At 65.4% G+C, this 14,200-nt stretch carries 16 protein-coding genes; 5 read left to right on the top strand and 11 right to left on the bottom strand.

The window, feature by feature from the left end; all coding sequences use genetic code 11:
• Positions 1-25 precede the first annotated feature (25 nt).
• The gene (locus FCU66_RS36925; RefSeq protein ID WP_136620993.1) at positions 26-919 is read right to left on the bottom strand and encodes a DMT family transporter; all 894 of its coding nucleotides are present in this window, start codon (positions 917-919) and stop codon (positions 26-28) included.
• Positions 920-1,010: 91 nt separating this feature from the next.
• On the opposite strand from FCU66_RS36925, the gene FCU66_RS36920 reads away from it, so the two are divergent.
• On the top strand, positions 1,011-1,937 hold the full coding sequence (locus tag FCU66_RS36920) for a LysR family transcriptional regulator (RefSeq protein WP_136620992.1): 927 nt from the start codon (positions 1,011-1,013) through the stop codon (positions 1,935-1,937).
• On the opposite strand, the gene FCU66_RS36915 is transcribed toward FCU66_RS36920, so the two are convergent.
• Positions 1,934-2,536: a hypothetical protein gene (locus tag FCU66_RS36915; RefSeq protein ID WP_136620991.1), complete on the bottom strand. Its 603-nt coding sequence runs from the start codon at positions 2,534-2,536 to the stop codon at positions 1,934-1,936. The two genes, FCU66_RS36920 and FCU66_RS36915, sit on opposite strands and share 4 nt — an antisense overlap.
• A 125-nt stretch (positions 2,537-2,661) precedes the next feature.
• Here FCU66_RS36915 and FCU66_RS36910 point away from each other — a divergent pair, with 125 nt between their 5' ends.
• Positions 2,662-2,895: a DUF2093 domain-containing protein gene (locus FCU66_RS36910; RefSeq protein ID WP_136620990.1), complete on the top strand. Its 234-nt coding sequence runs from the start codon at positions 2,662-2,664 to the stop codon at positions 2,893-2,895.
• 122 nt (positions 2,896-3,017) lie between these two features.
• Here FCU66_RS36910 and lpxK read toward each other — a convergent pair whose 3' ends face one another.
• The 6 genes from lpxK to FCU66_RS36880 all read right to left on the bottom strand — a co-directional run bounded on the left by lpxK (position 3,018) and on the right by FCU66_RS36880 (position 8,637).
• A complete protein-coding gene (gene lpxK / locus FCU66_RS36905) occupies positions 3,018-4,043 on the bottom strand; it encodes a tetraacyldisaccharide 4'-kinase (RefSeq protein ID WP_136620989.1) in 1,026 nt (341 codons plus the stop codon).
• Position 4,044: 1 nt separating this feature from the next.
• Positions 4,045-5,361 (bottom strand): lipid IV(A) 3-deoxy-D-manno-octulosonic acid transferase, encoded by a 1,317-nt coding sequence (waaA, locus tag FCU66_RS36900; RefSeq protein ID WP_136620988.1) that lies wholly within the window; start codon positions 5,359-5,361, stop codon positions 4,045-4,047.
• Complete coding sequence (locus FCU66_RS36895) at positions 5,358-6,149, bottom strand: lysophospholipid acyltransferase family protein (protein WP_136620987.1); 792 nt, start codon at positions 6,147-6,149, stop codon at positions 5,358-5,360. Before FCU66_RS36895 ends, waaA begins: the two co-directional genes overlap by 4 nt.
• 5 nt (positions 6,150-6,154) lie before the next feature.
• Positions 6,155-6,400, bottom strand: coding sequence for a DUF4170 domain-containing protein (locus FCU66_RS36890; protein ID WP_013532345.1), 246 nt, complete (start codon positions 6,398-6,400; stop codon positions 6,155-6,157).
• A 103-nt stretch (positions 6,401-6,503) separates the two neighbouring features.
• The gene (locus tag FCU66_RS36885; protein ID WP_136620986.1) at positions 6,504-7,307 is read right to left on the bottom strand and encodes a 3'(2'),5'-bisphosphate nucleotidase CysQ; all 804 of its coding nucleotides are present in this window, start codon (positions 7,305-7,307) and stop codon (positions 6,504-6,506) included.
• A complete protein-coding gene (locus FCU66_RS36880) occupies positions 7,294-8,637 on the bottom strand; it encodes a TldD/PmbA family protein (protein WP_136620985.1) in 1,344 nt (447 codons plus the stop codon). Before FCU66_RS36880 ends, FCU66_RS36885 begins: the two co-directional genes overlap by 14 nt.
• A 166-nt stretch (positions 8,638-8,803) precedes the next feature.
• Here FCU66_RS36880 and FCU66_RS36875 point away from each other — a divergent pair, with 166 nt between their 5' ends.
• Positions 8,804-9,220 carry a VOC family protein gene (locus FCU66_RS36875; protein ID WP_013532348.1) on the top strand — a complete coding sequence of 139 codons (417 nt, stop codon included), beginning with the start codon at positions 8,804-8,806 and terminating at the stop codon, positions 9,218-9,220.
• Between the two features lie 23 nt (positions 9,221-9,243).
• On the opposite strand, the gene FCU66_RS36870 is transcribed toward FCU66_RS36875, so the two are convergent.
• Positions 9,244-10,494, bottom strand: coding sequence for an NAD(P)/FAD-dependent oxidoreductase (locus FCU66_RS36870; RefSeq protein WP_136620984.1), 1,251 nt, complete (start codon positions 10,492-10,494; stop codon positions 9,244-9,246).
• A 128-nt stretch (positions 10,495-10,622) separates the two neighbouring features.
• Complete coding sequence (gene epmA, locus FCU66_RS36865) at positions 10,623-11,663, bottom strand: EF-P lysine aminoacylase EpmA (RefSeq protein WP_136620983.1); 1,041 nt, start codon at positions 11,661-11,663, stop codon at positions 10,623-10,625.
• 117 nt (positions 11,664-11,780) lie between these two features.
• Between epmA and efp the strand changes: the two genes are divergently transcribed.
• Both efp and FCU66_RS36855 read left to right on the top strand, forming a co-directional pair.
• The gene (gene efp, locus FCU66_RS36860; protein WP_027038615.1) at positions 11,781-12,350 is read left to right on the top strand and encodes an elongation factor P; all 570 of its coding nucleotides are present in this window, start codon (positions 11,781-11,783) and stop codon (positions 12,348-12,350) included.
• Positions 12,351-12,661: 311 nt separating this feature from the next.
• The gene (locus FCU66_RS36855; RefSeq protein ID WP_136620982.1) at positions 12,662-13,204 is read left to right on the top strand and encodes a dihydrofolate reductase family protein; all 543 of its coding nucleotides are present in this window, start codon (positions 12,662-12,664) and stop codon (positions 13,202-13,204) included.
• A gap of 48 nt (positions 13,205-13,252) precedes the next feature.
• Here FCU66_RS36855 and FCU66_RS36850 read toward each other — a convergent pair whose 3' ends face one another.
• On the bottom strand, positions 13,253-14,122 hold the full coding sequence (locus FCU66_RS36850) for a patatin-like phospholipase family protein (protein ID WP_136620981.1): 870 nt from the start codon (positions 14,120-14,122) through the stop codon (positions 13,253-13,255).
• Positions 14,123-14,200 lie beyond the last annotated feature (78 nt).

Genomic DNA, 14,200 nt, shown 5'->3' with positions numbered 1-14,200 from the left:
CCGGAAACAACTCCAGCCTTTTGTTTTAACGCTTCAAATTCACCACGATGACGCCGCCGAGCGCCAGCGCGCCGCCGAGGATGCCAAGCAACGTCGGCACTTCGCCCAGCCAGAAGAAGCCGATCAGGGCAGACATGGGCGAAACAAGATAGAGGAAGTTCGAGGCACGTGCCGCAGGCAGACGCGACAGCGCGGTCGCCCAAGCGGCATAGGCGATCAGGCTGGGCACGATGCCGAGAAAGATCACAGCGCCGAGGCCGGCGGTGTTGGCCACCGCTGCCTGCGCAAAGCCGCTCGGCAGGAAGGGCGACAGGCAGAGTGCGCCGAGCACCATGTTGGAAGCCGAAATGGTCAATGGATGATGGCGGGCAAACAGCGGCTTCTGGACGATGGTGTTGACGGCCGAGCACAAGGCCGAACCAAGCACCAGGAGAGCGCCGGCGTTGAAATGCAGGCCATGCCCGTCGGCCATGGCGATGACGCCAATGCCGGCGAAGGAAATCACCGTGCCGGCCCAGGCCATGCCCGAAAAGCGCTCGCCAAGCAGCGCCATTGCCATGATGGCGGTGAAGATCGGGCTGACATTGATGATGAAGCCGGCGGCACCGGCCGAGACGGTCAGTTCGCCGAAATTGAGCATGACGGTGTAGAGCGCGACGAAGATAGCGCCGCCAAAGACCAGGCGCCACACTTCGTCCAGCCTGGGCAGCGCCGGGCGCTTGACGGCGAGGAAGATCGCCGCCGGCACGGCGGCGATGGCAAAGCGCAATGCACCCAGTTCCAGCGGTCCGAAGGCCGCGAGACCGGCGCGGATCGCCGGAAAGGCAGAGGCCCAGCCAACCACTGTCAGCGCCACCGCGATGGCTGCCGTGGTGTCCATCCGCTGTGTCGGATTCAACGTACTGGTCATTGCGCTCATCTCACTGCCCTCGTGTCCTTCGATCCTCAAAGGCAGAAAACGCCTTTTCGGGCCTGTTGACAAACGACCAAATCGAGGATCAGCTGTGACTATGGATCACAGCTCGGACACAATGGTGCCGCTCGAAACGCTGCGCGCCTTCGACGCGGCGGCGCGGACAGGCAGCTTTTCGGCGGCGGCCGAAAAGCTCAACATCACCCACGGCGCCGTCAGCCGGCAGATTGCCAAGCTCGAGGACTGGCTGGGGTTGAAGGTCTTCGATCGCGGTGCGCGCGGCGTCTCGCTGACGATCGAAGGCAACCGCCTGCATCTGCGCACGGCGGAGGCTTTCGCGCTGATATCGACCCATTCCGACCGCTGGGTCGAGCCGCGCGGCACCGCCGTGGTGCGGCTGACCTCGATCCCATCGGTCAGCGGCCTGTGGCTGATGCCGCGCATGGCGGCACTGGAGAACGATCCCTCCAAGCTTCGCATCGTGCTCGACGTCGACATCCGCCAGGCCGACCTTGCCGATGAGGGCATCGATCTCTCTATCCGCTGCGGCCGTGGCGGCATTCCGGGCCGCGTCTCGGTGCAGCTTTTCGAGGAACATGTCTTTCCCGTCGCGTCACCGGAGTTGGCGCGCGAGATCGGGCGCGGCGACCCTGCCCGGCTGCTCAAATATCCGCTGATCAACGATTCCGACGCGTCAGCCTGGCGCGCCTGGTTTGCCGCGCAAGGCATGGACTACCGCCCGCGCCCGCAGGACCGCCGCTTCGAGGACTACAATCTTGTGCTCGACGCCGCCGCCTATGGGCTCGGCATCGCGCTGGCGCGTCCGCCTCTGACCGGGCATCAATTGAAGTCGGGCCGCATCACTCCCGTCGACGAACGCACCGCGCTCAATCCGGTATCCTACTGGCTCGACCGGCCGATGGGACGGCCACGTGCCGCCGCGGCGGAACTGGCGCGCCGTATCGCGGTGCAGGCAGGGCTGGCGCCGGAAAAGATGGAAGCCTTCATCGAGGCCGAGGGTTAGCGCAGCACCAGGAGAACGAACCCGACGATCGCCGCGGCCAACAGCCCGGCAGCCAGCGATGTCAGCCCCACGCTCATCTGCCTGTTTTCGGGCCGCGCCACGTCGTTCGACCGGGAAGCCGCCTGCCCTCGTCCTGCAGCCGCATTGGCGACGGCCGCGCGGCGCAGGGGCGGAACCTCAGGTGAGAGAAACACAAGCCATGGCAGTGCCGCGGGCCTTGCAGCGGCTCCCTCATCGACCCTTGGCAGGGGCGGCGCCAGGCCACGCGGCGCAGTGTCGCTGTCCGCCGGCCTGCTGGCTGCAGCCGCCGCCCGCGCGGCACCGCCGGCTGTTTCGCCATCCGGCTCGGCAAGCGCCAGATAGGCCTGCAACATCTCTGCCGAGGCCGTCTGCTGGACTCTCGCCGTTGTTGCCGGCGATAACAGCATAGGCAGTGCCGGTGTCGCTGCCGGACGTACGGGAACGCCGGACGGCGCCGGCGGCGCCACCAGCGCCTTCACGAGGGCCGTTTTGACGGGATCAGCCTTTGCCGACGGCACGGCTTGCGGCGTCATCGCTTCCCTGAGCAAGGCAGCAAGGCGGGCGGAGGAAATGTCCATAGTGCCCCGACATCAGCGTTTTTCTCCCCAACAATAGGGGGTCAGCATTGTCTCAGGCTTGTCACATGCTTGACCTCGCCGGGAATTTATGGCGATGAAATCCCCATGAACCTCGGCGTCCCTGCATGATGAACCGTTTCGAAGGCCCCGGCGGCAAGGAAGCCCGCATCCGCTACCTCGATGGCGACTTCCAGGTCACCAGCCCTGGCGCATTCGTGCGCTGCGCGGTGACAGGCGAAAGCATTCCGCTCGACGAGTTGAAATACTGGAGCGTCGCCAGGCAAGAGCCTTACATCAACGCCACCGCCTCGCTGCGCCGCGAAATCGAGATGCATCCGGAGTTGCGTAAGCGCGGCTAGAGCAGTTCACCGTTTCACGGAAACGGCGAACCGCTCTAGCTCTTTGTTTTGACGCAATTCCCAAGGGAAAGCGCTATGCGCTTTTCCCGGGAAAACCGTTTCACACTTTTCCTGGAATTGCTTTAGCCCTTCAGCTTGCGCTGGCGCCAGGCATCGAGCGTCTCGTCGATGATGCGCCCGGGAACATTGGCAAGCTCGAAAACCGTATCGATCTCCAGCACCTCGAGCCGGTCGAGAAAGTCCTGTGAAGCGCCATGGCGCAGCCGGGCGGCGTCCTTGGCGGTGGTGATGAGGCCGAGCCCTTCGGCGCGTGCGGTGGCCGCCAGCTCGGCAAGTTCGTCTTCGGCATAGAAATGATGGTCCGGAAACGGCCGCGTCAACACCAGCTCGCCGCCGGCCTCGCGCACCGTGTCGAAGAATTTTTCGGGATGGCCGATACCGGCGAAGGCGAGGAACCGCTTGCCGGCAAGCCCTGCCTTACCGCTTGGCTCGGTATGGGCCTCGAAGATCGGCCGGCCGGCGCGTGCCGCCTGGCGGACCACGGCGTCGGCCGCGGTGCCCTCGCCCATCTTCAACAGCCCGCTGGTGAAAACCAGTTGGTCGACGACCCTGGCCCGGAGCGGACCGCCCGGAATGACGCGGCCATTGCCGATTCCGTAGCGCGCATCGACGACGACCAGCGCGTAGTCGATGTGGATGCGGGCGCTCTGGAATCCATCGTCCATGATCAGGAAATCGCAGCCATGCCGCTCCAGCAGCAGCCGGGCGCCGGCGGCGCGGTTCGGCGTCACCGCCACCGGCGCATGTTCGGCGAGCAGCAGCGGCTCGTCGCCGACATGTCTGGCGCTGTCGTGATCGATATCAACGACATGCGGCTCGGCGAAGGAGCCGCCATGGCCGCGCGACAGGAAACCGGGTTTCAGATGCATGCGCTTGGCCTGTTGGGCGAGCGCGATGGCCACCGGTGTCTTGCCGGTGCCGCCGACTGTAAAATTGCCGATGCACAGAACCGGTGCCTCGACCTTCTCGCGCTTGGCCCGCCGCATGCCGCGGCCGGCGGCGGCCGCATAGATGGCCGATAGCGGCGATAGTGCCAGGACCCGCCAGTCCGGCTCTTCCCACCAGAATGGTGGTGCTTCGGAAGCCACGCTAGCGCCCGTTCGCGCCCTTCAGGCGCGACTTGACGACCAGCGGCTGGATGTAGGGCTCAAGCGATTTCAGCGTGCGCGCCAGCGCACCGCGCATCTCGTCGACGGTCGCCACGCCCGCCGCCATCATTTCGTGGCGCGCCACTTCATTGGTCAGAAGAAAATTGACGGCGCCGGCCAGCATGTCGCGATCGCGCACCAGCTTGGCGCCGCCGCTGTCGAGCAGACGCTGGTAGGCCTCGCGGAAATTCTGCACATTGCGCCCGGCAAGAACCGCTGTGTCGAGCATGGCCGGCTCCAGCGGGTTCTGGCCGCCCTCGGAGGTCAGCGAGCGGCCGACGAAGGCGATTTCGGTCAGCCGGAGATAGAGCCCCATCTCGCCGATCGTATCGCCAAGCAATATGTCGGTGTCGGATGTGATCCTGTCGCCCTTGCTGCGCCGCGCGACCTTCAGGCCCATGCCGGAAATCTGTGCCGCCAGCGCCTCGGCGCGATCGGGGTGACGTGGAACGACGATCGTCAGAAGACCGTGGTGACGCTTGTGCAGTGTCGCGTGGACTTCCGCCGCGACCACCTCCTCGCCGTCATGGGTCGAGATCGCCGCCCAGGTCGGGCGCAGGCCGATCTGCCGCCGCAGCGTCGCCAGCACCCGTTCGTCGACCGGCGGCGGCGAGGTGTCGACCTTGAGGTTGCCCGACACCGTCACCGGCCGCGCGCCGAGCGCCAGAAACCGCTCGCCATCGACATCCGACTGCGCCACCACATGAGCCAGGTTCTCGAACAACGCCTCGGCGATGTTGGCCCGTTTCTTCCACGACTTGAACGAGCGGTCGGACAGCCTGCCATTGACCAGCACTTGCGGCACGCGGCGCGCGCCAAGCTCGAGAATGGTCATCGGCCAGATTTCGGATTCGGCGATGATCGCCAGATCCGGCTGCCAGTGATCGAGGAACCGGCTGACCGCCGGCTTGAGGTCGAGCGGCACATACTGGTGGATGATGCGATCGCCGAGCCGTTCGTCGGCGACCTGCGCCGAGGTGACGGTGCCGGTCGTCAGCACGATGTTGACGCCATAGTCGAGAATGCTTTCGACCAACGGCACGACGGCTATGGTCTCACCGACGCTCGCGGCATGGATCCAGATCACCGGCCCGTCGGGGCGCGCGCGACCGGCGACGCCATAGCGCTCGCGGCGGCGGTTGCGGTCTTCCTTGCCCTGCGAGGTGCGCCAGGCGACATAGGGTCCGACCAGCGGATAGGCGGCCGCACCGGCAAAACGATATGCCGACAGCATGGTTCGCGCCCAGAAACCGCTCATCGCGGACCATCCACGAGACGGTAGGCCTCGGCGGTCGCGGCATTGAGCGCAACTGTCACTTCCTGGCGCTTGCGCTCCATTTCGGCTTCATCGGCGCCGGCCGCCACGAAGATCGGTGGCCCGATGACGATCGACGAGCGGCCGAACGGCAGGTTGATGGTGGTCTTGTCCCAGCTCTTCTCCAGCACCTTGCGGCGGCTGGTGGTGATGGCGACAGGCAGCAGTGGCCGACCGGAGAGCCGCGCCAGGAGAACGATACCAAGCCCTGCGTCTCGCGGCGTACCGTGCGGAATGTCTGCTATCATGGCGACGTTCTTGCCGGCACCGAGCGACTTTTTCAGGGCGATAAGTGCTTTTGCCCCGCCCTTGTCGAGATGCCTGGCGTTTTCACGCCCACCCGAACCACGCACCGCCTCGATGCCGAATTTCTCCAGCATCAGCGCGTTGAGCTCGGCATCGGCGCTGCGTGAGACCATGGCGACCAGCGGCTTGCGCTTGGGGTAGTAGGCTGGCGTCAGCAGATGCTGGCCGTGCCACAGGGCGATGATGCCGGGCTCGAACTCGGTATAGGCCCCGCCCGAAAACCGCGCCGATCCCTCGACGAGGCGATTGGTGAGGCGCACGAACCGGACGAACTGCGCGAACAGGCTGGCGATGGCGTTCTTGACGAATCGCGACTGCGCCAGCGGTTGGCGAATCTTGCGCCAGAAGGCCTTGGTCGTGCGGCTGCGTCCCCTGCTCGTGGGCGCGGCCTCGCTCGCTGGCCCTTTCGCCAGATCATGCTCCATCGAAGTCAACCGGCAGCCTTGTTGTCGGGGTCGAGCAGCCGGTGCAGATGAACGACGAAATAACGCATGTGGGCGTTGTCCACGCTGGCTTGCGCCTTGGCTTTCCACGCCGTGTGCGCGGATTGATAGTCCGGATAGATGCCGACGATGTCGAGCCCGTCGAGATCGCGGAATTCGGTGCCGCCAAGCTTCTTCAGTTCGCCGCCGAACACCAGATGCAAAAGCTGTTTCTTTCCGTCTTCCGCGGCCATGTCGGTCCTTCACATATCGTGAGTTTGTGACAGGTCTAGACCAAAGCCGCCGACTTTGGAACCTTTAGAGCGAGATGAATTCATCTCGCTCGGGAAAACGCTTTCACGCATCCAGCCCGGCGATGACGCCGGCGAGCACGGCCAGCAATTCACCGCTGCCGGCGGCAAGCACGCCGTGGCGGGTGACCTCGCCGGCATAGAGCGGGGCGCGGCCATGCTGGTCGAGCAACTGGCCGCCGGCCTCGCGCAGGATGAGATCGGCCGCCGCAATGTCCCAGTCATGTGCGTTCGGCTTGACGAAAGTGGCATCCAGCGCGCCATTGGCGATCATGGCCAACCGATAGGCGAGCGAAGGGCTGTAGGGCGCCCGCTTCAGCCGCGCCTGCCATTCGGCCGGCATCAGGTCGGTCAGCTGCTTCAGCCCGGAAATCTCGGCCGTATCCGCCAGCTTGCGCACCGCAATGCGTTTGCCGTTGCGGAAGGCGCCCTGGCCGGGCAGCGCCCAATAGGTCTCTTCCATCGCCGGGCATTCCAGCACGCCGGCCAGCGTGCGGCCATGCTCGACGACGGCAACGCTGACGCACCAGGTGCGCTGGCCTTCCAGGAAACCGCGCGTGCCGTCGATCGGATCGACGACGAAGGTGCGGCGGGCCGAAAGCCGAGCCGGATCGTCGACTGTCTCTTCCGACAGCCAGCCATAGTCCGGCCGCGCCGCCAGCAGCGTTTCGCGCAGATAGGCGTCGGCGGCATGGTCGGCCTCGCTGACCGGCGACGTGCCGCCCTTCATCCAGACTTGTGGGCTGTTGCCGAAGTAGCGCATGGCGATGACCCCCGCCTCGCGGGCGGCATCGCGCAGCAGCGGCAAGTCTTCGGTGGCGTCGGCAGTGGTCAGGTCATGCTCCGGCAAGGGTCATGCCTTCGATCAGGAGCGTCGGGGCCGCGGTGCCGAAATTGCGGTCGAGATCGCTTGCCGGCACCATGTTGAGGAACATGGTCTTCAGGTTCGAGGCGATGGTGACCTCGGCGACCGGATAGGCCAGCTCGCCATTCTCGATCCAGAAGCCCGAGGCGCCACGGCTGTATTCGCCGGTGACCATGTCGACACCCTGGCCGAACACTTCGGTGACGTAGAAGCCGGTCTTGAGCGATTTGATCAGCTCTTCCGGCGATCGCTCGCCAGGCTCGATGGCGAGATTGGTGGAGGATGGCGTCACGGAGGAGCCGCCGCGCGCGCCGCGCCCATTGGTGACGAGACCCAGCTCGCGCGCGGCCGAGGTCGACAGGAACCAGTGGTTGAGCACGCCTTTCTCGACCATGAACAGTTTTTCGCCCTCGACGCCTTCGCCGTCGAACGGACGCGAGGCCTGGCCACGCCGCCTGAGCGGCTCGTCGGTGACGGTGATGGCGGATGCGGCCACCTGCTTGCCCATCATGTCGCGCAGGAACGACGTCTTGCGCGCGACCGAGGCACCGTTGATGGCGCCGGCAAGATGGCCGGCGATGCCGCGCGCGACACGCGGGTCGAACACCACGTCGACCGGCCCGGTCGCCGCCTGGCGCGCGCCAATGCGCCGCACGGCACGTTCGCCGGCCTTGCGGCCGATGTCTTCGGGCGCATCGAGATCGGCAAAATGCTGGCGCGAGGAGAATTCATAGTCGCGCTCCATGCCGGTGCCCTCGCCGGCGATGACACTGGCCGAACGCGAGAACCGCGACCCGACATAATGGCCGAGGAAGCCGTGCGAGGTGGCCAGCACCAGGCCACCCAGGCCGGCACCGGCGCTGGCGCCGGCCGAATTGGTCACGCCCTTGACGGCAAGGGCGGCCGCTTCCGCCGCAAGAGCCGCTTCCTTCAACTGGTCGGCCGACACTTCGGTGGCATCGAACAGGTCGAGATCGCGCGTCTGTTTGGCGAGCAATGCCGGGTCGGCCAGGCCCTGATAGGGATCCTGCGGCGACACTTTCGCCATCGCAACGGCGCGCTCGGCCAGCACCTTCGGATCCGAGGCCGCTGTCGCCGAGACACTTGCCACCCGACCGCCGACGAAAACGCGCAGCGCGACATCCTCGCTCTCGGACGATTCTGTACCCTCGACCTTGCCGAGACGCACCGACACCCCGGTCGAGCGGCCGCGCACGGCCACCGCGTCGGCGGCATCGGCGCCGGCCTTTTTGGCAGCCTCGACCAGAGCCGCGACGCGGTCGGTCAATTTTGCTGCGTCTGATATATCGGTCATGCCTGAAATCCTGCTGGTGCGGCCAGCGTGCGGCCGTTGCCCACCCATCTATTGTTCCGGTCCGGCTTGTGCAATGGCATAGGCTTCAATCAAAATGCAGGGTGGACGGTTCAAATCGCGAACCCTGTGACGCAAAATCGGTTCGCAGCCTGCACGGAGCATTTCGATGACGCCTTTCCATCTCGCCTTCCCGGTCCGTGATCTCGATGAAACCCGCGTTTTCTATGGCGAGGTGCTGGGCTGTGCGATCGGCCGTTCATCAGCGACCTGGGTCGATTTCGACCTTTACGGCCACCAGATGTCGGCGCATCTGCGTCCGCAGGCCGCACAGGCCCCCAGTGACGGCAAGGTCGACGGCATTGTCGTACCGATCCCGCATTTCGGCGCCGTGCTCTTGATGGACGACTGGCAACGTCTGGCGACGCGGCTGGAGGCGCGCGACGACATCGACTGGCTGGAACGGCCGATGGTCCGTTTCAAGGGCGAGCCCGGCGAACAGGCGACATTGTTCATCCGCGACCCCTCGGGCAATGCCTTGGAATTCAAGGGTTTTCGCTCGCTGGAGCAGGTTTTCGCGCACTAGATCAGGACGCAGGCACCGGTCGATCAACGACCGAAACGACTCGCCGCAAAGGCTGCGAGCCGAGCCGGATCGCCGCGCCTGGCGATCAGGTCAACGACCAGGCGCGCCGTGATCGGAGCGAGCGTCAGGCCGAGATGGCCATGACCGAAAGCATGGATCACCCGGGAACTGCCGCGTGAAGCGCCGATGACCGGCCTGGAATCCGGCAGGGATGGCCGGAAGCCGAGCCATTTCGACCAAGGCGAGCCAAGTTTGGGAAAGATCTGCCTGACGCCACGGTCGAGCAGCGCCAGCCGGCGCGGATTTGGCGGCGCGGCAAGGCCGCCGAGCTCGACAGTGCCGGCGACCCGCAAGCGGCCAGTCATCGGCGTTATGTAGAAACCGAGATCGACGGGACACACCGGCCGGTTCAGCAGCGGCGCATCGGTCTGGAATTCAAGGTGATAGCCGCGTTCCGTCTCGAGCGGGATCTTGTCGCCGGCCTGCGCGGCCAGTGCGCGCGACCATGCACCGGCGGCAATCACCACCGTGCCCGCCTTGATGCTGAAGCCGGGGCCGCTGAGCCGGACAGCGCCGGTCTCGACCTGCAGCCCGGTGATTGTCGCTTGCCTCACCGACACGCCGCGAGCGATCGCCGCGTCGTTGAGCCGCCGCATCACGGCCTTCGGATCGGTGACGTTCAGGGAATCCGGGAAGTACAGCCCACGCGTGCCGCTGGCCGGAAGGCCGGGCTCAAGTGCTGCCACCTCATCAGGCGTCAGAATCTCCTGGTGAATGCCGAATCCGGCGCGCATTGCCCGGCCGCCGGCCCCGGCGGCAAAATCGCTTTCGCGGCGATAGAGGTAAAGGCAGCCATTGCGACGCAGCAGGTCCTCCAGGCCCGCCTCCTCTGCCATTTCCTCCCAGGCCGGCAAGGCGTCGGCCAGCAGTCCGGCGAGCGCCAGCGCATTGGCTTGGGTGGCCGCCGGCAGCGATTGCCGCATGAATTGGACCAGCCATGGCGCCAGTTGCAGCAGCGCGGGCCAGCGCAGCGAAAACGGGCTGTCGGGATCAAGCAGCAACTTTGGCAACGCCCGCAGCACGGAAGGAGTGCCGACGGGCATGCAGGCGTATTCGGCGATCGTTCCGGCATTGCCGAACGAGGCGCCGGAGCCCGGCTCGTTGGGATCGATGAGCAGCACTTCGCGACCGTCCGCGGCAAGGTGAAGTGCCGTCGCCAGCCCCACCACGCCGGCGCCGACAATGGCGATTTCGACTGTTTCCTGTGCTGCCACTGTTGGATATTCCTGTTTGACCATGAGCTTTTGAACTCTCGGTCCCATGCCGCTTGTGTGGTCGCTTGGTTCGGGGTCGCGGTCCAGCCTTGATCCCTGGAATCGAATGGGCCAGATCTTCCCATGCGTCAGGCGACAGGCGTCCAGATGACATCTTCGATTTTCTGCGCGCTGGTGGCCAGCATCACCAGGCGGTCGAAGCCGAGCGCGATGCCGCTGGCCGGCGGCATGATGGCAAGGGCGGCGAGAAAATCCTCGTCCAGCGGATAGCGTTCGCCATAGATGCGCTGTTTCTCGTCCATCTCGATGACGAAGCGCCGGCGCTGCTCGTCGGCGTCGGTCAATTCGCCAAAGCCGTTGGCAAGCTCGACGCCGCAGCAATAGAGCTCGAAGCGCTCGGCGACGCGCGGGTCGCGCGGGCTCGGCCGCGCCAGTGCCGCCTCGGCCAGCGGATATTCGCACAGGATGGTCGCCCGCCTTTGCCCGAGAAACGGTTCGACCTTTTCCACCATCACCCGGCTGAACAGGTCGGCCCAGCTGTCATCGGGCGCGGTGCGCAGCCCGGCGCGAGTCAAGGCGGTGTACAGCGCATCGCGGTCGGTTGTGCCGTCGGCGGCGACCGTGGCCAGCAGATCGATGCCGGCATGGTGGGTGAAGGCGTCCGCCACCGTCAGCCGTTCCGGCTCGGCGAACGGATCGCAGTAGCTACCCCGGAAGGAAAAGCGCGTCGCCCCTGCCCTTGTCGCGGCCAGCGCCAAGAAGGCGGCGCAATCCAGCATCAGGCTCTCATAGGCCTCGCCCACCCGGTACCATTCGAGCATGGTGAATTCAGGATGGTGCAAGGGGCCGCGCTCGCGGTTGCGGTAGACCGGGCCAAAGCTGAAAATGCGCTGCTCACCGGCGGCGAGCAGCTTCTTGCAGGCGAATTCCGGCGAGGTGTGGAGATAGAGCGGCGACCGCGCGCCGTCCGGCCCGACCGCTTCGGTGGCGAAAGCCGCAAGATGCGCCTCGTTGCCGGGTGAGACCTGCAGGGCGGCCGTTTCCACCTCGATGAAATCATGGGCGGCGAACCAGTCGCGCAGGCCGGCAGCGATGCCGTTGCGCAGCATCAGCCGCGGGCGGCGGTCGGCATGGACATGCGGCGTCCACCAGGGCGAAGCTTCGGTCATGGGGCTCAGATCATGGTGGAATGGGGCTGGCGGCGGCGGCCAAGATGCGGTAGGCCCCCATCCAGCGCCGCACGAGCCGGCAAACGCCAGTCAACTCTTCTTGCAGGATTTAAAACCGTGGTGAAAGTCATCGCCAGTTCGCTCCGCAAAGGCAACGTCGTCGACAAGGACGGCAAGCTTTATGTGATCCTCTTTGCCGAAAACATCCACCCAGGCAAGGGCACGCCGGTAACGCAGCTCGACATGCGCCGCATCGGCGACGGGGTGAAGGTTTCGGAGCGCTACCGCACCACCGAGCAGGTGGAGCGCGCCTATGTGGAGGAGCGCGAGCACACGTTCCTGTATCGCGACGGCGAAGGCTTTCATTTCATGAACCCGGAAAGCTACGACCAGGTGGCGGTATCGGAAGCCGTGGTCGGCGACATGGCGCCTTACCTGCTGGAAGGCATGGCCGTGCAGGTGTCGCAGTTCAACGGCATTGCCATTTCCCTGGTGCTGCCGCAGCGCGCTACTTTCGAAGTGGTGGAAACCGAGCCGACGACCAAGGGACAGACCGCCTCGTCCTCCTACAAGCCGGCCGTGCTGTCCAACGGCGTGCGCACCCTGGTGCCGCCGCACATCGCGCCAGGCACCCGCGTGGTGGTGATGACCGCCGATGGGGCTTATGTGGAGCGGGCTAAGGACTGAGGACGGGCGCCGGGGGTCACGGGGCTTCCCGGCCATCTCCGCATTTCACCGGGCTCGCGGTCTCGCGCCAGCCCGGACGTCTTCTCTCCATATTCTCGCCCTCGCGGTTCTCGTCCCCTCCGCACCGGATGCTGCAGTGGACGCGATAGCGTGGTTGCTCAGTTGATCTTGAGCCTTACCTTGTCTTCTTCCACCGCCCCCGCTTGATAGCGGCGCGCCTCCCCTTCCTCTCCACCGGGCAGCGATATTTTTCACGAAGCATGTCGCAAAGGGCCTGCGCAGTCCGTCCTTTGACAGAAGAGGAGGCCGCCATGCGAAAACTTATCGTCACCGAATTCATCAGCGTCGATGGCATTGCCGAGGTCGAGAAGCTGCCCAGCGTGACCTGGAACGACGAGATGAACAGGTTCAAGGAGGACGAGCTTGCCGATAGCGGTGCCATGCTTTTGGGGCGCACGACCTATGAGATCTTTGCCGGCTCCTGGCCCACGGAAACCGGAGATTTTGCCGACCGGTTCAACGCGCTGCCGAAATATGTCGCCTCGACCAGCCTGAAGGCGCTCGACTGGAAGCCGGCCGAATTGCTGAAGGGACCGCTGCCGGAAACGGTCAGGATCCTGAAGCAGGGCAGCGGCGGCAACATCTATGTGCATGGCAGCCTCAGCGTCGCGCAGGAATTGCTGCGCCATGGCCTGGTCGATCGCGTCAGGCTGCTCAGCTATCCCGGCGCCGTCGGCCAGGGCAAGCCGCTTTTCCCAGCCGGCGAGCCGGTGTCGCTTGAATTGATTTCTGCCAAGCCATTCAGCAACGGCGTGGTGGCGCTGGAGTATGCGCCGGTGGCGGCGAAATCGTAAATCGGTTAGAGCCCCTTTCCTTCCAGGTCGCGTCGGGAAGATGCATCCTCACCCGACCTGCTTTCCCCGCCTCGCTTTGATGGCGGCGCCAGCCCGCGCCTCCAGCACCTTCTCCACCTGCCGCTTCAGCTCGTCCTTGATATCCGCCGTCTCGTTCATCAGCGCGTCGATCTTCAAAAAATCCAGCACGCGGAATCTTGATACCGCCGGGCGGACCAGTATGTCGGGGCGGCATTGTTTCAGCTTGTTGGCGATGATCGACTGCATCATCAGCTGCGTGGCGCCGAACATCAGGTCGACGGAGGTCGGCTGTTTGCGGTCGGCCTCTTCCGGCGCGCCGACCACGTCGACGCCGATGATGATGTCGGCGTCGTTCTCGATCAGGTCGAACGGCACGGGGTTGTAGATGCCGCCGTCGATCAGCAGCCTGCCGTCGCGCGTCACCGGGCGGAACACGGCGGGTATGGCCGCTGACGCTGCAAGTGCGGAGTGCAAGTCGCCGTCATCGAAGACGGCCAGTTTGTGGCCGAAATAGTCGGTCGCTGTCACCTTGAGCGGGATCTTGAGCTCGGCGAAGGTTTCGGGAATGGCCTCGGGCAGAAAGGCCTTCAGGATGCGCTCGACATTGAACTGGCTGACGCGGATGCCGTTCTGCATGGCTTCGGCTATCGTGCCCGGCCGTGCCCGCCACATGCGGCTCGCCACTTCGGCGCGGCGGCCGAGGATCGAGCGAGCATAGTCGTTTATGTCCTTGCCGGTCATGCCGGCGGCCATGCCGGCGCCCATGATGGCGCCGATCGACGAGCCGGCTATGGCCACCGGCCTGATGCCCAGTTCGTCCAGCGCCTCGATGACATGGATATGCGCCAGCCCGCGCGCGCCGCCGCCGCCGAAGGCGATGCCGAAGCTAGGCGCCATTTTGCGTGACTCCTGTCCCGCTTCCGACCGGTGTCGGCGACCGCCAATTGTCGAAATCGGCGCTGCCCCTCACCTGCC

Source organism: Mesorhizobium norvegicum (genome assembly GCF_004919685.1).
GTDB classification, from domain to species: domain Bacteria; phylum Pseudomonadota; class Alphaproteobacteria; order Rhizobiales; family Rhizobiaceae; genus Mesorhizobium; species Mesorhizobium norvegicum.
This window is presented reverse-complemented; position numbering and strand designations above follow the sequence as displayed.